Source organism: Methylobacterium sp. 142-1Y (assembly GCF_057747795.1).
In genome coordinates this window covers 2,913,464-2,934,899 of record NZ_CM173224.1, presented here as the reverse complement: position 1 = coordinate 2,934,899, position 21,436 = coordinate 2,913,464, and the positions used below count along the sequence as shown (strand labels likewise).

22 protein-coding genes are annotated in these 21,436 nt (G+C 70.5%); 12 read left to right on the top strand and 10 right to left on the bottom strand.

The genetic code is table 11. The annotated features are described in order from the left end of the window. Positions 1 to 123: 123 nt before the first annotated feature. A complete protein-coding gene (locus tag AC3AOF_RS13310) occupies positions 124 to 1,233 on the bottom strand; it encodes a branched-chain amino acid ABC transporter substrate-binding protein (protein WP_488348777.1) in 1,110 nt (369 codons plus the stop codon). A 286-nt stretch (positions 1,234 to 1,519) separates the two neighbouring features. On the opposite strand from AC3AOF_RS13310, the gene AC3AOF_RS13305 reads away from it, so the two are divergent. Continuing rightward, positions 1,520 to 2,488, top strand: a complete 969-nt coding sequence (locus AC3AOF_RS13305) for a D-2-hydroxyacid dehydrogenase family protein (RefSeq protein ID WP_488348776.1) — start codon at positions 1,520 to 1,522, stop codon at positions 2,486 to 2,488. 38 nt (positions 2,489 to 2,526) lie between these two features. Here the strand turns inward: AC3AOF_RS13305 and AC3AOF_RS13300 are convergent, their stop codons facing one another. After that, entirely contained in the window at positions 2,527 to 3,696 is a 1,170-nt protein-coding gene (locus AC3AOF_RS13300) for a polysaccharide biosynthesis/export family protein (RefSeq protein ID WP_488348775.1), read from the bottom strand. A gap of 226 nt (positions 3,697 to 3,922) precedes the next feature. On the opposite strand from AC3AOF_RS13300, the gene AC3AOF_RS13295 reads away from it, so the two are divergent. Further along, the gene (locus AC3AOF_RS13295) at positions 3,923 to 5,185 is read left to right on the top strand and encodes an alpha/beta hydrolase (protein ID WP_488348774.1); all 1,263 of its coding nucleotides are present in this window, start codon (positions 3,923 to 3,925) and stop codon (positions 5,183 to 5,185) included. 13 nt (positions 5,186 to 5,198) lie between these two features. After that, positions 5,199 to 5,996 carry a Cof-type HAD-IIB family hydrolase gene (locus AC3AOF_RS13290; protein ID WP_488348773.1) on the top strand — a complete coding sequence of 266 codons (798 nt, stop codon included), beginning with the start codon at positions 5,199 to 5,201 and terminating at the stop codon, positions 5,994 to 5,996. Between the two features lie 90 nt (positions 5,997 to 6,086). Here the strand turns inward: AC3AOF_RS13290 and AC3AOF_RS13285 are convergent, their stop codons facing one another. From AC3AOF_RS13285 to AC3AOF_RS13275, 3 genes are all read right to left on the bottom strand, one after another. Beyond that, a complete protein-coding gene (locus tag AC3AOF_RS13285) occupies positions 6,087 to 6,521 on the bottom strand; it encodes a hypothetical protein (RefSeq protein ID WP_488348772.1) in 435 nt (144 codons plus the stop codon). Between the two features lie 142 nt (positions 6,522 to 6,663). Beyond that, the gene (locus AC3AOF_RS13280; protein ID WP_236990352.1) at positions 6,664 to 7,074 is read right to left on the bottom strand and encodes a hypothetical protein; all 411 of its coding nucleotides are present in this window, start codon (positions 7,072 to 7,074) and stop codon (positions 6,664 to 6,666) included. Positions 7,075 to 7,282: 208 nt separating this feature from the next. Then, positions 7,283 to 7,861 (bottom strand): tyrosine phosphatase family protein, encoded by a 579-nt coding sequence (locus AC3AOF_RS13275; protein ID WP_488348771.1) that lies wholly within the window; start codon positions 7,859 to 7,861, stop codon positions 7,283 to 7,285. Between the two features lie 188 nt (positions 7,862 to 8,049). Here AC3AOF_RS13275 and AC3AOF_RS13270 point away from each other — a divergent pair, with 188 nt between their 5' ends. Beyond that, the gene (locus tag AC3AOF_RS13270; RefSeq protein WP_488348770.1) at positions 8,050 to 9,135 is read left to right on the top strand and encodes a TRAP transporter substrate-binding protein; all 1,086 of its coding nucleotides are present in this window, start codon (positions 8,050 to 8,052) and stop codon (positions 9,133 to 9,135) included. A gap of 28 nt (positions 9,136 to 9,163) precedes the next feature. Here the strand turns inward: AC3AOF_RS13270 and AC3AOF_RS13265 are convergent, their stop codons facing one another. Then, positions 9,164 to 9,355 carry a hypothetical protein gene (locus AC3AOF_RS13265; RefSeq protein WP_048429329.1) on the bottom strand — a complete coding sequence of 64 codons (192 nt, stop codon included), beginning with the start codon at positions 9,353 to 9,355 and terminating at the stop codon, positions 9,164 to 9,166. Positions 9,356 to 9,735: 380 nt separating this feature from the next. Between AC3AOF_RS13265 and AC3AOF_RS13260 the strand changes: the two genes are divergently transcribed. From AC3AOF_RS13260 to AC3AOF_RS13240, 5 genes are all read left to right on the top strand, one after another. Beyond that, positions 9,736 to 11,121 (top strand): deoxyribodipyrimidine photo-lyase, encoded by a 1,386-nt coding sequence (locus tag AC3AOF_RS13260; RefSeq protein WP_488348769.1) that lies wholly within the window; start codon positions 9,736 to 9,738, stop codon positions 11,119 to 11,121. A gap of 143 nt (positions 11,122 to 11,264) precedes the next feature. Next, positions 11,265 to 11,993, top strand: coding sequence for a tRNA (guanosine(37)-N1)-methyltransferase TrmD (gene trmD, locus AC3AOF_RS13255; RefSeq protein ID WP_488348768.1), 729 nt, complete (start codon positions 11,265 to 11,267; stop codon positions 11,991 to 11,993). A gap of 180 nt (positions 11,994 to 12,173) precedes the next feature. Continuing rightward, positions 12,174 to 12,959, top strand: a complete 786-nt coding sequence (locus AC3AOF_RS13250) for a Crp/Fnr family transcriptional regulator (protein WP_488348767.1) — start codon at positions 12,174 to 12,176, stop codon at positions 12,957 to 12,959. Continuing rightward, a complete protein-coding gene (locus AC3AOF_RS13245; RefSeq protein WP_488348766.1) occupies positions 12,946 to 13,212 on the top strand; it encodes a hypothetical protein in 267 nt (88 codons plus the stop codon). Before AC3AOF_RS13250 ends, AC3AOF_RS13245 begins: the two co-directional genes overlap by 14 nt. An 81-nt stretch (positions 13,213 to 13,293) precedes the next feature. Continuing rightward, positions 13,294 to 14,133, top strand: a complete 840-nt coding sequence (locus tag AC3AOF_RS13240; protein WP_442919281.1) for an ABC transporter substrate-binding protein — start codon at positions 13,294 to 13,296, stop codon at positions 14,131 to 14,133. On the opposite strand, the gene AC3AOF_RS13235 is transcribed toward AC3AOF_RS13240, so the two are convergent. Next, positions 14,134 to 14,838, bottom strand: coding sequence for an ABC transporter permease (locus AC3AOF_RS13235; RefSeq protein ID WP_236990359.1), 705 nt, complete (start codon positions 14,836 to 14,838; stop codon positions 14,134 to 14,136). 176 nt (positions 14,839 to 15,014) lie between these two features. On the opposite strand from AC3AOF_RS13235, the gene AC3AOF_RS13230 reads away from it, so the two are divergent. Both AC3AOF_RS13230 and serA read left to right on the top strand, forming a co-directional pair. Further along, positions 15,015 to 16,190 (top strand): phosphoserine transaminase, encoded by a 1,176-nt coding sequence (locus AC3AOF_RS13230; RefSeq protein WP_488348765.1) that lies wholly within the window; start codon positions 15,015 to 15,017, stop codon positions 16,188 to 16,190. 452 nt (positions 16,191 to 16,642) lie between these two features. Next, the gene (gene serA / locus AC3AOF_RS13225) at positions 16,643 to 18,241 is read left to right on the top strand and encodes a phosphoglycerate dehydrogenase (protein ID WP_236990361.1); all 1,599 of its coding nucleotides are present in this window, start codon (positions 16,643 to 16,645) and stop codon (positions 18,239 to 18,241) included. Between the two features lie 40 nt (positions 18,242 to 18,281). Here serA and AC3AOF_RS13220 read toward each other — a convergent pair whose 3' ends face one another. After that, positions 18,282 to 18,566: a PIN domain-containing protein gene (locus AC3AOF_RS13220; protein ID WP_488348764.1), complete on the bottom strand. Its 285-nt coding sequence runs from the start codon at positions 18,564 to 18,566 to the stop codon at positions 18,282 to 18,284. 114 nt (positions 18,567 to 18,680) lie between these two features. Next, on the bottom strand, positions 18,681 to 18,923 hold the full coding sequence (locus AC3AOF_RS13215; protein WP_488348763.1) for an AbrB/MazE/SpoVT family DNA-binding domain-containing protein: 243 nt from the start codon (positions 18,921 to 18,923) through the stop codon (positions 18,681 to 18,683). Positions 18,924 to 19,145: 222 nt separating this feature from the next. Between AC3AOF_RS13215 and mtnA the strand changes: the two genes are divergently transcribed. Continuing rightward, positions 19,146 to 20,243: an S-methyl-5-thioribose-1-phosphate isomerase gene (gene mtnA / locus AC3AOF_RS13210; protein WP_488348762.1), complete on the top strand. Its 1,098-nt coding sequence runs from the start codon at positions 19,146 to 19,148 to the stop codon at positions 20,241 to 20,243. 106 nt (positions 20,244 to 20,349) lie between these two features. On the opposite strand, the gene AC3AOF_RS13205 is transcribed toward mtnA, so the two are convergent. Continuing rightward, on the bottom strand, positions 20,350 to 21,372 hold the full coding sequence (locus AC3AOF_RS13205) for a MaoC family dehydratase (RefSeq protein WP_488348761.1): 1,023 nt from the start codon (positions 21,370 to 21,372) through the stop codon (positions 20,350 to 20,352). Between the last annotated feature and the right edge of the window lie 64 nt (positions 21,373 to 21,436).

The window sequence follows — 21,436 nt, the reverse complement described above, 5'->3', positions numbered from 1 at the left end:
TGTGCGATGCAACCGCGCGCTTTATTGGATCGTCCGGCCGCGTCGACCGGCGCATATCTGAAGTTGTCCAACGTCAAAAAGCTCTCTCTGCGTGCAGCAAGCGCCGCGACTGCCGGCCGGCGGTCAATTCGCATAGGTGAACACGCCGTCGCGCCAGACGTAGAGCACGTAGCCCGGCGCCGTCACGTCGCCCTTCTGGTCGAACCCGACATTGCCGAGCACCAGGTTGAACCGCTCGGAATGGAGCGTCTCGGCGATGGCCTTCGGGTCGGTGGACTTGGCGAAGTTGCCGGCCTCGACCAGCGCCTGGACCGCGGCGTAGCCGTAGAGGGTGAAGCCGGCGGGATCGATCCCCTCGGCCTGAAGCGCCTTCACGGCGGCGGCGGCTTCGGGCTTGCGGCGCAGGTCGGGGTTGAAGGTCATCAGCACACCGTCGCTCGCCGCGCCGGCCAGCGCCCCGAATTCCTTGGTGGCGATGCCGGAGGTGCCGAACCATTGCGGGCGGTAGCCGGCTTCCGCCGCCTTGCGCACAAGCTTGCCCATCTCCTGGTAGTGGCCGCCGTAATAGACCACCTCGATCCCCGCACCCTGCAGGCGCTTGATCAAGGCCGCGTCGTCGGTCTGGCCCGGGACGATCGGCGCGAACAGGGTCTCGTTCTGGCCGATCTTGTTCAGGTTGGCCTTGGTCGATTCGGCGAGGTTCCTCGACAGCGGCGTGTCGTCGTAGAGGATCGCGATCTTCTTGTCGCGGAACCGCTCGGCCAGGATCGTCGCCGAGAGCCGGCCCTGGTCGTCCTCGCGGCCCGAGACCCGGAAGATGGTCGGCAAGCCGCGATCGGTCAGGCGCGCGGCGTTGGAGGCCGGACTGATCATCACGGCGCCGGCCGCCGCGTAGACGTCGGAGGCGGCGAGCGAGGCGCTGGAGCAGACATGGCCGATCACCAGCCGCACGCCGGCGCGCACGAAGCGCTCGGCCACAGCCATCGCCTGGCCGGGCTCGCAGGCATCGTCCTGCACGTCGAGCACGATCGGCTCGCCGGCGATGCCGCCGCGGGCATTGGCGTCCCGGATCGCGGCCTGCACGCCCTGGAGCACCTGCTCGCCGATGCCCGCCACCGCGCCGGTGCGCGGGACCGCGACCCCGATGGTCACGTCGGCGCGGGCGGAGGCCGCCCCGCACAGGAGCGCTCCGATCGCCAGCCACAGGGCGGCGAATGCCCTGGTGCGCGTCATCCCCGGCGCTCCCGCATGGTTCAGAACCACTCCGTCCTCCGGCCTCGATCCTTGCGGCCGCTTAGCACGGCCGTCACCCTTCCGTCCGTACGGACCCGCGAGGGCGCCCGCTCTATCGGGCGCGAGCCCGCAGGGACGCAAGGGGGCCGCGGCGCGTCAGGATGCCCGGCTGAGCATAGCACGGACGCCCCGGCTGGAACGCCCATCCGACCCCGGATATTGACGGAATCATGACCGGCCAAGGTCTGACGGCCGCTTCGGCGTGGCCCAACGGGGGACGAGGACGATGATGCAAGGCGACGGGATCCGGGTCGCGGTGCTCGACGATTACCAGGGGGTGGCCGCGAGGCTCGCCGATTGGGGCAGCCTCGGCCCGGAGGTCGCGGTGGATTTCTTGCCGGAGCCGGTGCCGCGAGCGGAGGCGGCGTCGCGTCTCGCGCCCTACGCCGTGCTGTGCCTGATGCGCGAGCGCATGCCCCTCGATGCCGAACTGATCGCGGCCCTGCCCGGCTTGCGGCTCGTCGTGTTCACCGGCGGGCGGAATCCCTCGGTCGACACCGCGGCCTTGCAGGCCCGCGGCATCACGGTGTGCAACACCCGCAACGGTGAGGGCGGCATCGCCACCGCCGAACTGGCTATCGCACTGATGCTGGCCTGCGCGCGCCACCTCCCGCGGGAATTTGCCAACATGGCGGGGGGGCGCTGGCAGGAGACCCTGGGCGAGGGGCTGGATGGGCGCACGCTCGGGCTCGTCGGCCTCGGCCGCATCGGCGCCCGGGTGGCGGCGGTCGGCCGGGCGCTCGGCATGCGGGTGACGGCCTGGAGCCCGAATCTCACGCCGGAGCGGGCCGAGGCCGGCGGTGCGGCACTGGCGACCCGCGAGGAATTGTTCGCGGAGAGCGACGTCGTCAGCCTGCACATGGTGCTGGCGCCTTCGACCCGCGGCATCGTCGGGCAAGCCGAGATCGCCCGGATGCGCCAGGGCGCGATCCTGATCAACACCTCCCGCGGCCCGCTCGTCGACGAGGCGGCGCTGATCGCGGCCCTGGGCGAGGGCCGCATCCGGGCGGGACTCGACGTGTTCGACCGCGAACCCCTGCCCGTCGATCACCCCTTGCGCGGCGTGCCGAACGCGATTCTGACGCCGCATCTCGGCTACGTCACCGAGAGCACCTTCCGGATGTTCTACGAGGACACCGTCGAGGCCATTGCGGCCTGGCGCCGGGGCGCGCCGGTGCGGGTCGTGACGGTCTGATGCGAAGGGGCGGGCGCCTGACGCCCGCCCCTTCGCCCTTACCTCACGCCGGCATAGACCGAGGCGCCGGCCGAGACCGGGGCGGTGATGGTCGAGAACACGCCGAGCACCTTCTGGACCTCGGTGAAGGGGGCGTTCGAGACGTAGACAAGGTCGCGGTTGCGCATCCGGAAGGCCTGGGAGACGAACAGGCTGTTGGGATCGCGCATGTTGATCCGGTAGACCACCGGCACGAAGTTCGAGGACAGGAGCGGGCTGTTCGGCCGCAGGCGGCGCACCACCGAGGCCGGCTCGAACCGGAACAGGAACACGCCGGCCGGATCGGCCTGCACGTCCGAGAGGCCGCGCGCCTTGGCGAGCGCCTGGGCCAGCGTGATGCCTTCCGCCGCGAACGGGATCTCGGATTGCGTGCCGAGCGCCCCGACCGCCAGGAAGGTCTGGGGGTCGCGCACCAGGGTGAGGGTATCGCCCGGGCGCAAAAAGATGTTCTCGCGCGGGTTGGAGACGACCGCGGTGAGCGGCACCGTCGCGGTGGTCGAGCCGCGCGATAGACGCACGAAGGTCTCGGAGACCGGGGCGCGCACGCCGCCGGCTCCCGCCACCACGTCGAGCAGCCGGTCGCCCTTGGTCGAGAGCGGCACCCGGGCGCCCGCCGTCACCTCGCCGGTCACCGTGACGGCGGTGCTGGTCGGCTGCACCACGGTGACGATCACCTGCGGCTCGATCGCCTTGCCGGCGAGTTCCTGCTCGATCTGGGTCTGCACGTCCTGGACGCGCTTGCCCGCCACCTGGATGCGGCCCGCATACGGCACCGTGATGGCGCCGTCGCGGGTCACGACCTGGGGCGGGATGGTGGCCGATTTCGAGCCGGAGGAGAACCGGTCGACCGACAGGGAGCCGGAGAACAGGCCGCCGGTGCTGGCCTCGTAGATGGTGACCGCCACGGTGTCGCCGACGCCGATCACCGGCTCGACGGAGGGGCGGCGGTCGCCGAAGGAGGCGAGCAGGCTGTCGAGGGGGCGGCCGCGCAGGGCCTCGACCACCGCGGCGTTGACGTCGATGATCTCGTAGCGGGCGAGCAGGCCCTGGTCGGTCGCCACGTCGGCGCCCGACGCGACCGCGCTGGCCGTCGGGCCGGCCGCCGGCAGGAAGTTGGAGCAGCCCGAGACCGCGAGCGCGGTGCAGAGGGCGATCGGGAGTGCGCGCATCGGCGAGAGTGCTCGTCCTTACCTTGAGAGTGGTCCGTAGCCGAGTCGAGCGGCCCTGTCCGTGGCCCTCGTGTCACACTGCCCTCGGGAGCCCTCCCCCGGCGGCGCCTTCCCCGCTAGACACAGGGCCGGGAGACCGGCGCGGGGCCTTTCGTGGTGTGGAAGCACGACAAGGGTTACCAAATTGCGGCGGTCGGGACGGCGCGACACGGATGACAGGGCAGCGATGACCACACAGATCGGCTTCACGCCGCCGGAGGCGGCGCCACAGGGCAGCGAGCCCGTGCGGCGGCGCCACGTCGTCTACCTGCCGGGCTACGACCCTGATTCGACCAAGCGCTACCGGGCGCTGTTCGTCCGGGAGCTCTCCCGCTACGCCAAGCGCTTCGACCTCGGCTCGAAGGCGGTCACCCGGGCCGAGACCCGGCCCGACGGCCTGGTGCAGACCTGGACCGTCACGGCCGGCCAGCCCGGTGGCGAGACCCGCACAACCTACGACGTGCTGCTCTGGGACGACCTCGTGCGGGCGGATTTCCGCAGGCCACTGCTCGTCTCGATGGCGCTCCTCACCGCCGGCATCCTGCACACCTTCGCGACCGGCAAGCTCGTCCGGCTCTACCGGCTGAACTGGAAATACGGCAACATCATCCTCTACCCGTTCGGCATGACGCTGATCCTGGCCGCCCTGGCGGGCCTGCTCGGCACCGGCGTCGCGCATCTCCTCGCCGGCTGGCTGCCGGGTCTCGCCGCAGGCGCCATCGGGCTGATCGCCGCCATCGGCCTCGTGCTCGCCGCCATCCCGCTCCTCGACCGCATCTTCCTGCGCCAGCTCATCAACGACTGGGTGTTCAACTGGCAGCACAGCATCGGCCGGCGCCGGGATTACGAGGCCCGCCTGGAGCTGTTCGCGGACCACGTCTCATGCGTCTACGAGGCGGGCGGGGTGGACGAGGTGCTGATCGTCGGCCATTCCTCCGGCGCGCTCACCGCCGTGGAGGTCGCCGCCCGGGTGCTGGAGCGCGGTGCCCCGGAGGGGCCGCGCCTCTCGCTCCTCACCCTCGGATCCGGGCTGCCCCTCGTGGCGGTCCATCGACGGGCGGAGCAGCCGCGGGCCGACGTGATGCGGCTCGTCGGCAGCGACCGGCTGGTCTGGGTCGATTACCAGGCGCCCCAGGACTGGATGAACTTTCCCGGCTTCAACCCCGCCCGCGACCTCGACGAGAGGCCTGAAGGCGCCGTGCGCAACCCGCTGATCCGCTCGACGAAGTTCCGCGAGATCATCGTGCCGGAAGTGTATCGGCGAATCTCGTTCCGGCCGTTCCGGATGCACTTCCAGTTCCTGATGGCCAACGACCTGCCCGGCGAATACGACTTCTTCGCCCTGACGCTGGGGCCGCAACCCTTACGCGACCGGGTGATGAACCCCCGGATCGTCCCCTTGCGGCCCGAGGCCGCCCCCGAGCCGGTGCCGGTGCACCGGGAGATCTGAGAAGGCCGGCTCCATGTCCATTTCCCTCGTGGTCACCGATGTCGACGGTACCCTCGTCACCGGCGACAAGCGGCTGACGGAGCGCACGATCCGCGCCGTCGAGGCCCTGCGCGCCCGCGGCATCGCCTTCACGGTGGCGTCGAGCCGCCCGCCGATCGGCCTGCGCCCGCTGGTCGATGCCCTCGCGCTCACCCTGCCGATGGGCGCCTTCAACGGCTCGACGGTGGTGCGGCCCGACCTCTCCCCCATCGACGAGACCCTGATCCCGGAGGCGGCGGCGCGAACGGCCGCCGGGCGCTTCGTCCAGGAAGGAATCGACCTCTGGGTCTTCGCGGAGGGGGCGTGGCTCGTGACCGATCCGAACGGCCCCTACACGGATCTGGAGCGCCGCACCCTCCAGGCCGATCCCCGCGTCGTCGTCGACCTCGCGCCGCATCTCGCCCGCGCGGCGAAGCTCGTCGGCGTCTCCCGCGACCACGCCCGGCTTGCCGCCCTCGAACCGCGTCTGGCCGACGAGATCGGCGACGGCGCGGCGGTCCACCGCTCGCAGGCCTACTACCTCGACGTCACCCCGCCGCACGTCGACAAGGGCCACTTCGTGGCGCGCATCGCCGGGGAGCTGGGCATCACGCTCGATCGCGTGGCGGTGCTCGGCGACATGGCGAACGATACCGCGATGTTCGCCCGCGCCGGCCTGTCGATCGCGATGGGCAATGCCAGCGACGCGGTGAAGCGGGCGGCGACGCAGGTGACGGGGACGAACGAGGCGGAAGGGTTTGCGGAGGCGATCGAGCTTTACATCCTCAAGTAGTGTCGAACGCGTGATCGGCTCGTGGGTTCGAGGGCGTGGTTGCAACCTGGAGCTATCTCGGTGCGGCAACGCTCCTCGTGCACGTCTCCGTCATCGGCGATGGACCTCGAATTCCTCGGCATCATGCATGACCGAGCAACTGACGGCGAGCGCCTCGACCGTCGTCTCAACTCCCTCGAAGCCGTGTCCCCGTGCGAGGTGCGCGCATTGGTCCATGGCACTCACAACCGTGCTACCCGGAATGTCGAGCGCGAAGGTCGTTCCGCGCACGAACCATCGTCTGAATTCCGCCATCTTGGAACTGAAGCCGTAACCAGCGCTCCCGGAGACCACTAGAGGGCGATCATCTACACACTCAATGGTATAGTGGAAAGATTGGCGACCACGCCTGACCGTGATGATGGGGCCGGTCCGAAGCGCATAGGCGTCACCGACCTCGTCTGCGAGGTGGCGGCCTGCCTCGTCACATGCGTCGGCGAGGGCCGGTGTAGCTGCGAGGACGAGCACGAGGCACAGGAATTTCATCGTCTGTCGCCTCTCAGCAGAAGCGAACCTGTTTCACTGATCGGACGATGACGCAGGGGAGCCCGCGGGCGACCGAAGCTGGCCGACAGGGCGAGTCCCGCTCCGATGACCAGCATGGTTCGCTTCGGCCGTATCGCCCCTGTCAGCGCAGCCCGACGTGATAATGCACCTGTTTCGCGTTCCCCAGGGGATCGACGATCTCGATGGTGAACTGGTCGTCATCGCCGGCGCCGGGCGGTGCGCTGTAGATGAGCCGCGTCGCCGGGACCTTGCGCTTGTTGCAGGTCGAACGCGGGTTCATCGGGGGAAATGCAGGATATTCGGCCCCCTGCTCGACCATGACACGGCCCTTGCCGGGCGGATCGATCAAATTGACGGTCCAAGGGCCGACCGAGCGGCAGGTCGGGTCGACGGACAGGAACCATCCGATCTTCTGGGTCTGACCCGGCCTGACAACCTTCTCGACGGTCGGCACGGGCTGCGGCCAAGCGAAGGAACGCGTCGGCAGCAAGCCGAGGAGAGCGGCGCCTAAGACGATCTTGAGATCGCGCATGGATCATATCTCGCGTGGGGATCGCGGCCGTAGTCGTTTACAGAACAGAAAAACCTGAAAGGCGTCGTTCGCCTATCGATCTCCGGCTGCGCGAGACATTTGTAGCTCTTGCCCAAACGTGCCGCAACGATAATCCAAGATACGACAGTGGCCCTCGTGTGAAGCGAAGGCGCCCGGGACGCCTTCTGGGAGAACAGGATGCGATGTCTCAGGCCAGAGCCGCATCCACCTCCCGCCCCCGCCCCAAGCCCCGCATCAGCTCGACGAGGTGCGGCCGCACCCGCAGCTGCTCGGCGTGCAGGCGGCGCACGGCTTCCGTGAGGCTGCCGTCATAGCCCAGCGCCTCGTCCGCGAAGGCGATCATCCGGGCATTGGGCCAGGCCTTTTCGCGAAGATCGTGGACCTTGGCGACGACCGCCTGCGCGTCGAGATCGGGATGGGCCTGGCCGAGGAGCATCGTCATCGCGGCGGTGGAGCGGGAGATACCGGCATGGCAGTGGATCAGGAGATGGGTCTTGCGCCGCGCCCGCTCGGCCGCCAGGTCCTCGCCGAAGCGCAGGATCGCCTCGACGTCGCGGCGCTCGGGCAGGATCTGACCGTCGATCGGCTCGATGATGTCGTGGAAGCGCAACGTGGTGCGGTGATGCGCGTCGTAGGCGCCGAAGGCCTCGGGCTCGGGCCAGGCCGGATCGAGGATCGACAGCACGTGGGTGACGCCGCGGGTCGAGTGATGGCCCAGTTCCTCGAGGCCGCAGACCGTGTTCAGGGAGATCGGTTCGGGCTTCACGGCGGGTCGCGCTCCGGCGAGGGGCGGGGCGCCGGTGCGCCGCCGCGGGATCGGGCCGGAATTATCATAGGGTTGGGTCCCGTACGAGAGATTCGCGCAGCGGCATGGCGCGCGAGCCCGGGTGCGCTTTCGCCGGAAGCGCGCTACCTGTGGCGCATCGAGGGCATTGGCGCCGATCGAGGAGAGGCATGAAGCGTCGCGACATCCTGACGGCCGGCATCGGCCTCGCCGGCAGCGCCGCCATCGCGGCCCCGGCCGTGGCGCAAAGCGCGCCCGAGCTGCGCTGGCGGCTGCAATCGGCGTTCCCGCGCAACCTCGACGCGCTCTACGGCGCCGCCGAGCTCTTCTCCCGCCTCGTCGCCGAGGCGACGGACAACCGCTTCCAGATCGAGGTCGCGGCCGCTCAAGCGGGCGACTCCCCCGCGCTCCTCGATTCGGTCGGGGGCGGAACCCTGGAGATGGCCTATTCGGCGGCCTATTACGAGGTCGGCCGCGACCCGACCTACGCGCTCGCCACCGCGATCCCCTTCGGCCTCAATGCCCGCCAGCAGAATGCCTGGATGTATCAGGGCGGGGCGCTCGACCTGTTCAACGAGATCTTCGCCAAGAACAAGCTCTACGCGCTCCCCGGCGGCAATACCGGCACGCAGATGGGCGGCTGGTTCCGGCGCGAGGTGAAGTCGGTCGCCGACCTTCAGGGCCTGCGCTTCCGCATCGCCGGCCTCGGCGCGAACGTGCTCGCCAAGCTCGGCGTCGCGACCCAGACGATGCCGGGTGCCGACCTCTACGCCGCGCTCGAAGGGAAGACCCTCGATGCCGCCGAGTGGATCGGCCCCTACGACGACGAGAAGCTCGGCCTCAACAAGGTGGCGCCGTTCTACTATTATCCGGGCTTCTGGGAGGGCGGCACGATGCTGCACTTCTGGTTCAACGCCCAGAAATGGGCCGAACTGCCCAAGGCCTATCGGGCGATCGTGCAGGCGGTGGCGGCGACCGTCAACGTCGACCTCCAGGCCAAGTACGACGCGCGCAACCCGGCCGCCCTGCGGCGCCTCGTCGGCGGCGGCGCGCAATTACGCCCGTTCCCCCAGGAGGTGATGGAGGCCGCCCTCAAGGCCGCGAACGAGATCTACGCCGATCTCGGCGCCAAGAACCCGGACTTCAAGCGCCTCTACGACGCGCTGAAGACCTTTCGCAATGAGGAATACCTCTGGTTCCAGGTCGCCGAGTATACCTACGACAACTTCATGATCCGGGCGCGGGCGCGGGGTTGATCGATACCGCGCCGAGGCCGGGAGGCGCCTATTCGGCGGCCTCCTCGCCCGGCAAGGTGCCGCGGCCCTCCTCGCGCATCAGCGCGCGCACCACGCTCGGCACCGCCTCCAGGGCACCGGCCAGGGTCTCGTCGGCCACGAACAGGCTCTTGATCTCCGGGCTGGTGATGCAGACGAGGCCTTCCCCGCTTTCCTCGACCCGCAAAGTGAATTGCCGCATCGCTCGACCGCTCCCTCACGCCCGGCTCCGATCGCCCCGCGATGCACGAGGCGGGCCAGCGTACAGGGGACAACGCGGAGCGCGGCCATAAGCTCCACCGGACGCAGGAGGAAGCTGGCAAAAATCCTTTGTTGAAAGAATAGGCAAAAAGAAAAAGGCCACTCTTGCGAGCGGCCCGAAGTCTAGGGAGGAAACGCCCAAGGAGGGCAGCGGGATCGCGACGCCATCGCGTTCCCGCACTGCAATAACATAGGTGTGCGCTGCCGGATGGCAAGGCGCGATTATCGGCAGCGCTGCCGCTTTCGCAGGCAGCGACGGCGCGCCGCGCTGGATCGCGCCCTGCTACGGCCTAGTTCGGGCGCACTGGCGGGGGTGCGGAAATGGCGATTCAGGCGGGGCGGATCCGGGTTCTGAAGGACATGGAGCCGCGGGAGGGCGCCTACGTGCTCTACCTGATGCAGCAGGGCATGCGCAGCCGCGACAACCCGGCCCTCGAAGTCGCCGTCGAGGAGGCCAACCGCCTCGGGCTGCCGGTGGTGGCGGGGTTCGGCCTCCTCGACGGCGGCGCCCATTTCCCCGAGGCCAATGCCCGCCACTACGCCTTCCTGCTCCAGGGCCTCGCCGACGCCAAGGCCGGCCTCGAACGCCGCGGCATCGCCTTCGTGCTGCGTCGCGCGACGCCGGCGAAAGCTGCCCTCGATTTGAGCAAACGAGCCGCGGTGTTGGTGCTCGATCGCGGCTACCTGACGATCCAGAAGGGCTGGTACGCCGAGATCGAAAAGAAATTCGACGGCCGGCTGATCCAGGTCGAGGGCGACGTGGTCGTGCCGGTCGAGGTCGCTTCGACCAAGCACGAATTCGCCGCCCGGACGCTGCGGCCGAAGCTGCACAAGACCTGGGAACCCTATCTGGCGCCGTTGCGGGCGCGGAAGGTCAAGCATCCGGCCGACGACCTGGATTTGAAGAGCGACATCGACGTCTCGGATCCCGATGCGGCGCTCGCCGCGATGACCCTCGACCGCTCCGTGCCGCCGGTGCGCCGCTTCCGCGGCGGCGAGATCGAGGCGTATCGCCGGCTGGAGGCCTACCTGGCCGGGCCCTTCGCCGATTACGGCACCGTGCGCAACCGGCCCGAGGCGGGGGCGGCCTCGCACCTGAGCCCCTACCTGCATTTCGGCCAGATCTCGCCGGTGGCCGCGGCCCTCAAGGTGCAGGCGGCCAAGAAAGGCGGCCCGGAGGACCGGGCGGCGTTCCTGGAGGAGCTGATCGTCCGGCGCGAGCTGGCGATGAACCACGTCCACACCAATCCGGGCTATGAGCGCTACGAGACGGCTTTGCCGGACTGGTCCCGCAAGGCTCTGGCGGAACACGCCGGCGATCCGCGCCCGCACCTCTACGACGAGGAGGCGCTGGCGCAAGGCCGCACCCACGACGAATACTGGAACGCCGCGATGCGCGAGATGCGCGAGACCGGCTACATGCACAACCACCTGCGTATGTACTGGGGCAAGAAGATCCTCGAATGGTCGCCCTCGCCCGAAGAGGCCTTCGCGGTAACGTTACGGCTCAACAACCGCTACTTCCTCGACGGGCGCGACGCGAACTCCTTCACCAATGTCGGCTGGCTGTTCGGCCTGCACGACCGGCCGTGGGGCCGGCGCAAGGTGTTCGGCACCGTGCGCTATCTCGGGCCGAACACGCTCAAGAAATTCGACGCCAAGGCCTACCTGAAGGCGGTCGACGCGTTGTGCGCGGCGGAGGCGTGAAGACAGCACGTGTTCGGGCAAGCCGAGAGGGATTTTCTCGATCCCACACGCGACCTCGGGATGAGGTTGCGAATGGGAGAGGAAGGATCACCCTCGAGCCAGCCCATGGTTGACCGCCCCATGCGCCGGCGCCATCAACCCGCATGACCTCCCCCACCTCCCTCGCGCCCTGGCGCGCCACGATCCTGACCCTGTACCCTGAGATGTTCCCCGGCCATCTCGGGCTGTCGCTCGCCGGCGATGCCCTGGCGCGAGGCGCCTGGAGCCTGGAGGCGCGCAACATCCGCGACCACGGCATCGGCCGGCACCGGGCGGTGGACGACACGCCGGCCGGTGGCGGGGCCGGGATGGTGCTGCGCTGCGACGTGCTCGCCGCCGCGATCGATGCCGCCTCCTCCGCCGACGATCCCCGCCCGCGCCTGCTGATGAGCCCGCGCGGCCGGCCGCTGACGCAAGGACGCGTCCGGGCGCTGAGCGAGGGGCCGGGCGTCATCGTGGTCTGCGGCCGGTTCGAGGGCGTCGACGAGCGGGTGATCGCGGGACGCGCCCTCGAGGAGGTCTCGATCGGCGATTACGTCCTGTCGGGGGGCGAGCCCGCAGCCCTGGTGCTGCTCGATGCCTGCGTGCGCCTCCTGCCCGGCACGATGGGCAAGCACGCCTCCGGCGTGGAGGAGAGCTTCGAGAGCGGCGGCCTCGAATACCCGCACTACACGAGGCCGCGGGACTGGGAGGGACGCGAGATCCCCGAGGTGCTGACCGGCGGCAACCATGCGGCGATCGCCCGCTGGCGGGCGGCGGAATCCGCCCGGCTGACCCGCGAGCGCCGCCCGGACCTCGTCCCGGACCTCCCGGCACCGGGCCGCATACCCTGAGCGGCGGCGGATCGTCGACGCCTGGGGAAACCCCGGAACAGGATGCGGAAAAGACAACACAGGTAAATGTCCGCGGGGACGGTCCTTCCTAGAGGGTCACCATCGCCCGGCGCCGTCCCTTGCCGCTTTCTTCCGGCGACGCATTCCCGGACCGCCCTGCCCCGGACCTTCCGCGCCGCCATGCCCGATTCCGCCCGCTACCTGCTGCACCGGCCCGAGATCCTGGAGTCCCTGCGGCGGGGCGAGGCGGCTCTCGACCGGGTGATGGAAGGCACCGGTCGCCTCTACCCGGCCGGCCGGCTGCTGGTGGCGGCCGACAGCCCGAACACCACGATCTTCCGCCTGCGCAAGGGCTGGGTCGGCCGCCTGCGCACCCTGGAGGACGGGCGCAGCCAGTTCATCCTGATCTTCCTGCCGGGCGACCTGTTCGCGGTCAAAAGCCTGTTCGTCACCCACAGCCCGGACGCGGTGCAGGCCCTGTCCGAGATCCTGGTCGAGCAGGTCGACCACCGCACCCTGCGCGAAGCCTACGAGCGCGACACCGACCTCGCGACCGGCTGCCTATGGCAGGTGATCGAGGAGGAGCGCCGGCTGCACAACTGGGTCGTCGGGCTCGGCCGCGGCAGTGCCGACGAGCGCCTGGCAATGCTGCTGGTCGATTTCCGCGGCCGCCTGATCCGCTCGGGCGTGCTGGCGCCGGGGGCGATGGCCTACGACCTGCCGATGACCCAGGAGCAGATCGGCGACCATCTCGGCATCTCGAACGTGCACGTCAACCGGGTGCTGCGGTCGTTCCGGGAGGACGGCATCGTCACCATGCGGGGGCGCCGGGTGACGATCGGCGACCTCGATGCCCTGGTGCGGATCGCCGGGCCGCTCCTCGACATCTCGGAGCGCGACGCCCCGGAATTCGTCGGGCGGCGGGAGGCGGAAGCCGGACAGGGCGGCGACGATGCCGGTCCCTGAGGACGGGATGGACCGGTTCCATGCCGCCGCGGCCCAAGCCGCCCTGATGCTGGTCGAGAGCCTGATGCTCGTCCTCGTCGAGCGCGGCGCGATCCCGGCGGACGAGCTGATCGAGGCGGTGGAGACCGTGATCGAGACCAAGCGCCGCCTGGTCGAGGACGGGCACGAGCCGCAGACCGCGTCCTACGCCGCCGCCATGCTCGCCACCATCGCCAACAGCCTCGCGGCAGCGGGGCCGGCGACGAAGGGTTGATGCCGCGCCGGCCGATACACCCTGGCGTCGGACCGGGGCTACGGGGTATCGCTGGCCCGACACCCCACCGGAGCCCCGTCCGTGAGCCGCTCGATCCCGCGCCGCCTCGCCCTTCTCGCCCTGCTGGCCCTCGCGCCGGCCCTCGGCCGGCCCGCAGCCGCGCAGGATCGGGCGATCACGCTGGCCTCGACCACCTCCACCGAGCAATCGGGCCTGTTCGGCCACCTGCTGCCGATCTTCCAGCGGGAGACCGGCATCGCGGTGCGGGTCGTCGCCGTCGGCACCGGCCAGGCGCTCGCCATCGGCGCCAAGGGCGACGCCGACGCGCTCCTCGTCCACGACCGGCCCGGCGAGGACAAGTTCGTCACCGAGGGCCACGGCCTCGACCGCCGCGACGTGATGGCAAACGACTTCGTGATCGTCGGGCCGGCCGCCGACCCGGCCGGGATCAAGGGCGGGCGCGACGCGACGGACGCGCTCGCCCGCATCGCCAAGGCGAAGGCCCCCTTCGCCAGCCGCGGCGACGACAGCGGCACCAACCGTACCGAACTGCGCCTGTGGAAGAAGGCCGGCATCGACGCCCGCGGCCTGGGGAGCGGCTACCGAGAGCTCGGCCAGGGCATGGGCCCGACGCTCAACGCGGCGGCCGCGATGGACGCCTACACCCTCACCGACCGGGCGACCTGGGCGAGCTTCAAGAACCGCCAGAACCTGGTGATCCTGGTCCAGGGCGATCCCGCCCTGTTCAACCCCTACGGTTCGATCCTGGTGAACCCGTCGAAGAACCCGCAGATCCATGCGGCCGATGCCAGGATCTGGCACGAGTGGCTCACTTCCGAGCGCGGCCGGGCAGCCATCGCCTCGTTCAAGATCAACGGCGAGCAGCTGTTCTTCCCGACCGGCACGATGCCGAGCCAGTAATCAGGCCCGCGGCAGCGCCGCCACCCGGTTGATCCCGAAGGCGGCGGCGCTCACCACCAGCGTCAGGCTGACGAGGACGAGGCCTAAGCCCAAGGCCAGCGCCAGGTCGCCGCGGCTCGTCTCGAGCGCGATGCTGGTCGTCATGGTGCGGGTGTAGCCGCGGATGTTGCCTCCGACCATCAGAATGGCGCCGACCTCGGCGATCGCCCTTCCGAACGCCGCGAGGAACGCGGTGACGAGGGGAGCCGGCGCCATGGCGAGCAGGATCAGGGCCGCGTGGCCCGTGCCCACCCCGTCGACCCGCAAGGCATCGCCGTATTCGGCCCACAGGGCCTCGCAGGTGCGATGCGAGAGCGCCGCCACGATCGGCAGGGCGAGCGCCCCTTGCGCGATCACCATGGCGCCCGGCGTGAACAGCAGGCCGAGGCTCCCGAGCGGCCCCGAGCGCGAGACCAGCAGGTACAGCACGAGCCCGACCACCACCGGCGGCAGGCCGAGCAGCGCGTTGACGAGGACGAGGAACAGCCCGCGGCCGGGAAACCGGGTCGCGGCGAGCAGCGCCCCCAAAGGCGCGCCGAGGAGGAAGCCGAGGCCGGCCGCCGTGAGGCTGACCCGCAGCGACAGGCCGACGATGGCGACGAGATCGGGATCCGCCCGCAGAATCATCGCGACCGCCAGCCCCAGGGCGCGCGCGAACTCGTCCATGTCACCCCCGTCTTGCATGTCACCCCCGTCTTGCCGTTCCCGTCGTATCCGGCGGGACGGCGGCGGGCCAGGGCACAGCGAAGACGGGCTTGACGCAGCCGCCGGCGCGGCGCATCCCCGGCGGCGGGACACCTCCCCCCACCGGGAGGCGCCCATCTGGAAGGATGGACACCAGCATGACGACGACCCGCCTCCCCGAGGTGCGCCCGCGCGCGCCCTTCTTCTCCTCCGGCCCCTGCGCCAAGCGCCCCGGCTGGACCCCCGAGGCCCTCTCCGACGCGGCGCTCGGCCGCTCGCACCGGGCGAAGCTCGGCAAGGCCAAGCTCAAGCAAGCCATCGACCTCACCCGCACGGTCTTGCAGGTTCCGGCCGACTACCGCATCGGCATCGTGCCGGCCTCCGATACCGGCGCCGTCGAGATGGCGATGTGGTCGCTGCTCGGCGCCCGCCCGGTCGACATGCTGGCCTGGGAATCCTTCGGCGAGACCTGGGTCACCGACGCGATCAAGCAGCTCAAGCTCGACGCCCGGGTCGTCAAGGCGCCCTATGGCCGCCTGCCCGACCTCTCCACCGTCGACACCCGCACCCGCGACGTGGTGTTCACCTGGAACGGCACCACCTCGGGCGTGCGCGTCCCGAACGCCGACTGGATCGCCGCCGACCGCGAGGGCCTGACGATCTGCGACGCCACCTCGGCGGCCTTCGCGCAGGACCTCGACTGGCCAAAGCTCGATGTCGTCACCTTCTCCTGGCAGAAGGTGCTCGGCGGCGAGGCGGCGCACGGCATGCTGATCCTCTCGCCCCGCGCCGTCGCGCGGCTGGAGAGCCACGTCCCGGCCTGGCCGATGCCGAAGATTTTTCGCATGACCAAGGGCGGCAAGCTGATCGAGGGCATCTTCCAGGGCGAGACCATCAACACGCCCTCGATGCTGGCGGTCGAGGACTATATCGACGCGCTCCTGTGGGCGGACAAGCTCGGGGGGCTGCCGGCCCTGCGCGCCCGCGCCGACCGCAATGCCGGCGTCATCGCCGACTGGGTCGCCCGCACGCCCTGGATCGCCAATCTCGCCGAGGACCCGGCGACGGCGTCCAACACCAGCGTCTGCCTGGTGGTGAGCGATCCCGACGTGGTCGGGTGCGGCCCCGGGGCCGTCGCCGCGGTGGCCAAGGGCATCACCACGGCGCTGGAGCGTGAGGGCGTCGCCCTCGACATCGGTTCCTACCGCGATGCGCCTCCCGGCCTGCGGATCTGGTGCGGCGCCACCGTCGAGGCGTCCGACCTCGAAGCCCTGACGCCGTGGCTCGACTGGGCCTTCGCCCAGGAGAAGGCCCGCCTGACGAAGGCGGCCTGACAGCCCATCATCGCCGTATTGGCGCCGGAGCCCTGCGTGAGCGGGAGCCGGCGTCGGCCGGGCGTGATCCACGCAGATCACACATCGCCGAACGAAGCGCGGATTTCCCCTCTCCCCGCGGGCGGGGAGAGGCCTGAGCCCCCCTTGCCGGGGGCGAAGGAAGCGCAGGCGAAAGCCGGAGCGAGGGTGAGGGGGTCTCGACGAGTGAGACTCCTCCGGAAACACCCCTCACCCTCGGCTGACGCCACGCTTCGATGACGACAAGGTCATCGAAGCCCTCTCCCCGCAACGACGTCGGGCTTGCCCGACTTCGTCTCTTGCTTGCAGATCCCGGGCAAGCCCGGGATCTGTCGGGGAGAGGAGAATATGCGCACGACCCTGTGTGACCACGCGAGCCCCCGACCGACCCGCTCCCTTAGCGGGGCGATGGCGCGACCCTATTCGAGGCCGCCATGCCCACCCCCATCAAAAAAGTCCTGATCTCGGACACCCTCTCCCCCGCCGCGATCGCGATCTTCCGCGAGCGCGGCATCCAGGCCGATCTCCGCCCCGAGCTCGGCAAGGACAAGGAAGCCCTCGCCGCGGCCATCGGCGAGTATGACGGCCTCGCCGTCCGCTCGACCACGAAGGTGTCCGCCGCGCTCCTGGAGCGCGCCGGCCGCCTCGCGGTGATCGGCCGGGCCGGCATCGGCGTCGACACGATCGACGTGCCCGCCGCGACCGCCCGCGGCGTGATCGTGATGAACACGCCGCACGGCAACGCCGTGACCACCGCCGAGCACGCCATCGCGCTGATGCTCTCGCTCGCCCGCCAGATCCCGCAGGCCGACGCCTCGACGCAAGCGGGTCGCTGGGAGAAGAACCGTTTCCTCGGCATCGAGCTGACGGCGAAGACCCTCGGGGTCATCGGCTGCGGCAATATCGGGGCGATCGTGGCCGACCGCGGCATCGGCCTCAGGATGCGGGTCATCGCCTACGACCCGTTCCTGACGCCCGAGCGCGCCGTGGCTTTGGGCGTCGAGAAGGTGGAGCTCGACGACCTCCTGCGCCGGGCCGACGTCATCACCCTGCACGTCCCGCTCACCGACAAGACCCGCAACATCCTCTCAGGTGAGGCGCTGGCGCGCACCAAGCCCGGCGTGCGGATCGTCAACTGCGCCCGCGGCGGCCTCGTCGACGAGGTGGCCTTGCGCGCCGCTCTCGAATCCGGCCACGTCGCGGGCGCGGCCTTCGACGTGTTCACCGAGGAGCCGGCCAAGGACAACGTGCTGTTCGGCCATCCGAACATGGTCTGCACGCCGCATCTCGGCGCCTCGACCACCGAGGCGCAGGAGAACGTGGCGCTCCAGGTCGCCGAGCAGATGAGCGACTACCTGCTCCACGGCGCGATCCGCAACGCGGTCAACTTCCCGTCGATCTCCGCCGAGGAGGCGCCGCGCCTGCGGCCCTACGTGACGCTCGCCGAGCAGCTGGGCTCGTTCCTCGGCCAGCTCACCGAGGCGCCGATCCGCGGCATCCGCCTCGTCTACGAGGGCGAGGCGGCGGAGCTGAACACCAAGGCGCTCACCGCGGCCGCGGTGACCGGCGCGCTGCGGCCGTTCCTGGAGGGCGTCAACATGGTCTCGGCGATCGAGGTGGCGCGGGCCCGCGGCATCCAGGTCGAGACCGCGACCCGCACCGCCGTCGAGGGCCCCTACGCGTCGCGCCTCCACCTGACGGTCGAGGCCGAGGACATGCCCCGCGACGCCGCCGGCACGGTGTTCGGCGACGGCCGCCCGCGCTTCGTCGAGATCCGCGGCATCGCGCTGGAGGCCGCGGTGGCGCCGCACATGCTCTACATCCGCAACGCCGACCAGCCCGGCTTCATCGGCCGGTTCGGCACGCTGATGGGCGAGGCCGGCGTCAACGTCGCCACCTTCCATCTCGGCCGCGACCGGCCGGGCGGCGACGCGATCTGCTTTGCCGCCATCGACGAGGCGGTCTCGCCCGACCTCCTGCAGGCGATCGAGGCGATTCCGCAGGTGAAGCGGGCGCGGGCGGTACGGTTCTGAAGGAGCGTGAGGCGGGATTGCCGGATGGCGTCCCGCCTCCTCAGCGGATGGTCTCGACCTCGACCGACGCGACCGACGCGATCTCGCGCCAGCGCCGCTCCGCCGTCAGCGCCGTCGCAGCCTCCCGCCTGGCCAAGGCCAGGCAGTAGCGGTCGCCGAGCGACAGGCCGAGATGCAACGTGATCGGCCTCAACATCCCGGCGGAGACGGACAGGTCCGCATCCGCCGGCACGACGCGAATCGGGAGCGGCCGCAGCATCGCCTCGATGTCGGAACGCGCCGCACCGAGCTTGGCGTAGTGGCTGACGACCTCCGCCCAGTTCACGCGCCCAGTTCACGGCCCCCATGGCGGCGCCATCGATGACGGCCTTGACGCGATCCGCGCCCGGCTCGTCGAGCAGGAGGGCAAGGAGGGCCGAGGCATCCAGAACGAAGACGCTCATTCGGCCCCTGTGTCGCCGGCACGCGCCGCGAGAAAGTCGTCGACCGACGCACCGGCCCGCCCCGCGACCAAGCGGCGGCTCAAGGCTTGGGCCCGAGCGACGGCCTGATCCAGCGTACGCAGCACGATCGCATCGCCGGTATCCTCGACCAAGACTTCCCCCCCCTGCGCGAGGCCGTGCCTCTCGCGCAGGGCAGCGGGAAGGCTGAGGCTCCCATTGGGCAAAACCATCGCCTTCATGACGATCTCCCGATCTCGATCGACACCATAGCACGGATGGGCATGTGCCGGATCATCGTCCTCGGACGCCGGACCGATCCTCTCGCCGGGGTGGTCCGAAGGGCACGCCTTGTCGCGAAACGATGTCCCGCCGATGCCCGGGCGTGGCTGCGCGCCGACACGCTCTCAGGCGCGCGACCGTGCAGGCTCCCCCGCCCCACCTTTCGTGCTAAACCCCGCCCCATGAAGATCGACGGCCGCCACTACCGCACCATCTTCCCCGCGCCCGACGGCGAGGGGATCTGCGTCATCGACCAGACCCGCCTGCCCTTCGCCTTCGAGACGAGGACGCTCACGAGCGAGGCGGAGGCCGCCATCGCGATCCGCACCATGATCGTGCGCGGCGCGCCGCTGATCGGCGCCACCGCCGCCTACGGGCTGGCGCTGGCGATGCGGGAGGACCCGTCCGACCGCAACCTCGACGGGGCGCGAGCGCGGCTCGCCGCCACGCGGCCGACGGCGATCAACCTGGCCTGGGCCCTCGCCCGGGTCGCAGGCCTGCTGCACCCCCTCGCCCCGGCCGAGCGCGAGGCCGCCGCCTTTGCGGAGGCCGCCCGCATCGCCGACGAGGACGTGGCGAGCTGCCGGGCGATCGGCGAGCACGGGGCGGCCTTGATCGCCGACATCGCCCGCACGAAGAGCGGACCGGTCAACGTCCTGACCCACTGCAATGCGGGCTGGCTCGCGACCGTCGATTGGGGCACGGCGCTGGCGCCGATCTACGTCGCGCACGATGCCGGTCTGCCGATCCATGTCTGGGTCGACGAGACCCGCCCGCGCAACCAGGGCGCGGCGCTCACCGCCTACGAGCTCAAAGCCCACGGCGTCCCCCACACGGTGATCGCCGACAATGCCGGCGGGCATCTCATGCAGCATGGGCAGGTCGATCTCTGCATCGTCGGATCGGACCGCACCACCTCGACCGGCGACGTCTGCAACAAGATCGGCACCTACCTGAAGGCGCTCGCCGCCCGCGATTGCGGCGTGCCGTTCTACGCCGCGCTCCCGTTCTCGACGATCGACTGGACGCTCACCGACGGCGTCGCCGGCATCCCGATCGAGGAGCGCGACGCCCGCGAGGTGACCCACCTCACCGGCCGCACCGACGACGGCGCCTTCGCCACCGTGGCGGTGGTCTCGCCCGGCAGCCCCGTGGCGAACCCGGCCTTCGACGTGACCCCGGCTCGGCTCGTCACCGGCATCATCACCGAGCGCGGCGTGGCGGAGGCGACGCCGGAGGGGCTGCTCGGGCTGTATCCGGAGCGGAGGGCGGCGGCGTAGACTGCCTCGTTGCAGAACGAGAGACGACACGTCCACCTCACAGGGTCATCCCGGGGCCGCGTCGCGGAACCCGGGATGACGATGGAGGGTGGAACGACCCTGCGGGTTACGGTCCCCGAGCGGACCGCCGATCACGCCCCCGGCTCGGCGCCAGCCACGCCCCCGAGAATCGGAACACCGGCTCCCCGCGCTGGTTGGTTCCCGTCGCCGTGTGGCCGACGACGCCCCAGCCCGGCCGGGTGCGCGAGGGCCGGGCCTCGGTCAGGGTCACGTCGTAGCGGATCGTGTCGCCGGCATAGACGGGCTTCAACCATTGCAGGTCGCGAAAGCCCGGAGAAGGCCCGCCTTCGACGATCGGCTCGCCGCGCTGCATCGCGAGCGCCCGGCCGCGGTCGCGGCCCGCCACCATCCGCTTCATCCACGCCGCCGCCGTGTGCCAGCCCGAGGCGCACAAGCCGCCGAAATGCGTCTGCGCGGCCGCCGCCTCGTCGACGTGGAACGGCTGCGGGTCGAAGGCGCGGGCGAAGCGCAGGATGTCGTCGCGGGTGAAGTGGTGCGCGCCGAGGTCGAAAGACCGGTTCAGCGGCATGTCCTCCAGGTAGGCGGAGGGCAGCGCCTCACCGTCGGGCAGAGCGGCCGGCGCCGGCCCCTCCGGCGGGCGCGGACGGGGCGGCAGCGGCGGCGTGCCGGCCTTGCCGAACATCGCCCAGAAATCCTGGGTCATCACCGGCTGTCCGGCGCCGTTGGTGATCGTGAGCAGGAAACGCACGAAGCCGCGGTCGGGCTTGCTGCCGGAGGGCCGGCTCTCGGTCACGCTCATCCGCATCGACAGTTCATCACCCGGCCGCACCGGGCGCAGCCAGCGCACCTCCTCGATGCCGGGCGAGCCCATCGAGCTCGATTGCAGGATGAAGCCGTCGGCGACCAGCCGCATGCCGAGCGCGCAGGTATGCCAGCCCGAGGCGATCAGCCCGCCGACGAAGCTCTCTTTCGCCGCCGCCTCGTCGGTGTGGAAGCCCTGCGGATCGAATTCGCGGGCAAAGCCCACGATGTCGTCGCGGCTCACGACCAGCGGCCCGAAATCGAGCGTGACGCCGGGCGTGAGATCCTCGAAGCAATAACGGGGCATGGGGAGCGTCCGGCGGCGTTGCGGGCCGCCGGGCTAGCACGGCGAAGGTCTGACGCAAACGCCT

What these genes read in the sequence shown, in the direction of transcription:
- AC3AOF_RS13215 (WP_488348763.1), bottom strand. Translation starts at nt 18,923, where the DNA reads ATGAAGGCGATGGTTTTGCCCAATGGGAGCCTCAGCCTTCCCGCTGCC.
- AC3AOF_RS13300 (WP_488348775.1), bottom strand. Translation starts at nt 3,696, where the DNA reads ATGCGCGCACTCCCGATCGCCCTCTGCACCGCGCTCGCGGTCTCGGGC.
- serA (WP_236990361.1), top strand. Translation starts at nt 16,643, where the DNA reads ATGCCCACCCCCATCAAAAAAGTCCTGATCTCGGACACCCTCTCCCCC.
- AC3AOF_RS13285 (WP_488348772.1), bottom strand. Translation starts at nt 6,521, where the DNA reads ATGAAATTCCTGTGCCTCGTGCTCGTCCTCGCAGCTACACCGGCCCTC.
- AC3AOF_RS13305 (WP_488348776.1), top strand. Translation starts at nt 1,520, where the DNA reads ATGATGCAAGGCGACGGGATCCGGGTCGCGGTGCTCGACGATTACCAG.
- AC3AOF_RS13265 (WP_048429329.1), bottom strand. Translation starts at nt 9,355, where the DNA reads ATGCGGCAATTCACTTTGCGGGTCGAGGAAAGCGGGGAAGGCCTCGTC.
- AC3AOF_RS13235 (WP_236990359.1), bottom strand. Translation starts at nt 14,838, where the DNA reads ATGGACGAGTTCGCGCGCGCCCTGGGGCTGGCGGTCGCGATGATTCTG.
- AC3AOF_RS13310 (WP_488348777.1), bottom strand. Translation starts at nt 1,233, where the DNA reads ATGACGCGCACCAGGGCATTCGCCGCCCTGTGGCTGGCGATCGGAGCG.
- mtnA (WP_488348762.1), top strand. Translation starts at nt 19,146, where the DNA reads ATGAAGATCGACGGCCGCCACTACCGCACCATCTTCCCCGCGCCCGAC.
- AC3AOF_RS13295 (WP_488348774.1), top strand. Translation starts at nt 3,923, where the DNA reads ATGACCACACAGATCGGCTTCACGCCGCCGGAGGCGGCGCCACAGGGC.
- AC3AOF_RS13230 (WP_488348765.1), top strand. Translation starts at nt 15,015, where the DNA reads ATGACGACGACCCGCCTCCCCGAGGTGCGCCCGCGCGCGCCCTTCTTC.
- AC3AOF_RS13270 (WP_488348770.1), top strand. Translation starts at nt 8,050, where the DNA reads ATGAAGCGTCGCGACATCCTGACGGCCGGCATCGGCCTCGCCGGCAGC.
- AC3AOF_RS13245 (WP_488348766.1), top strand. Translation starts at nt 12,946, where the DNA reads ATGCCGGTCCCTGAGGACGGGATGGACCGGTTCCATGCCGCCGCGGCC.
- trmD (WP_488348768.1), top strand. Translation starts at nt 11,265, where the DNA reads ATGACCTCCCCCACCTCCCTCGCGCCCTGGCGCGCCACGATCCTGACC.
- AC3AOF_RS13290 (WP_488348773.1), top strand. Translation starts at nt 5,199, where the DNA reads ATGTCCATTTCCCTCGTGGTCACCGATGTCGACGGTACCCTCGTCACC.
- AC3AOF_RS13205 (WP_488348761.1), bottom strand. Translation starts at nt 21,372, where the DNA reads ATGCCCCGTTATTGCTTCGAGGATCTCACGCCCGGCGTCACGCTCGAT.
- AC3AOF_RS13260 (WP_488348769.1), top strand. Translation starts at nt 9,736, where the DNA reads ATGGCGATTCAGGCGGGGCGGATCCGGGTTCTGAAGGACATGGAGCCG.
- AC3AOF_RS13280 (WP_236990352.1), bottom strand. Translation starts at nt 7,074, where the DNA reads ATGCGCGATCTCAAGATCGTCTTAGGCGCCGCTCTCCTCGGCTTGCTG.
- AC3AOF_RS13250 (WP_488348767.1), top strand. Translation starts at nt 12,174, where the DNA reads ATGCCCGATTCCGCCCGCTACCTGCTGCACCGGCCCGAGATCCTGGAG.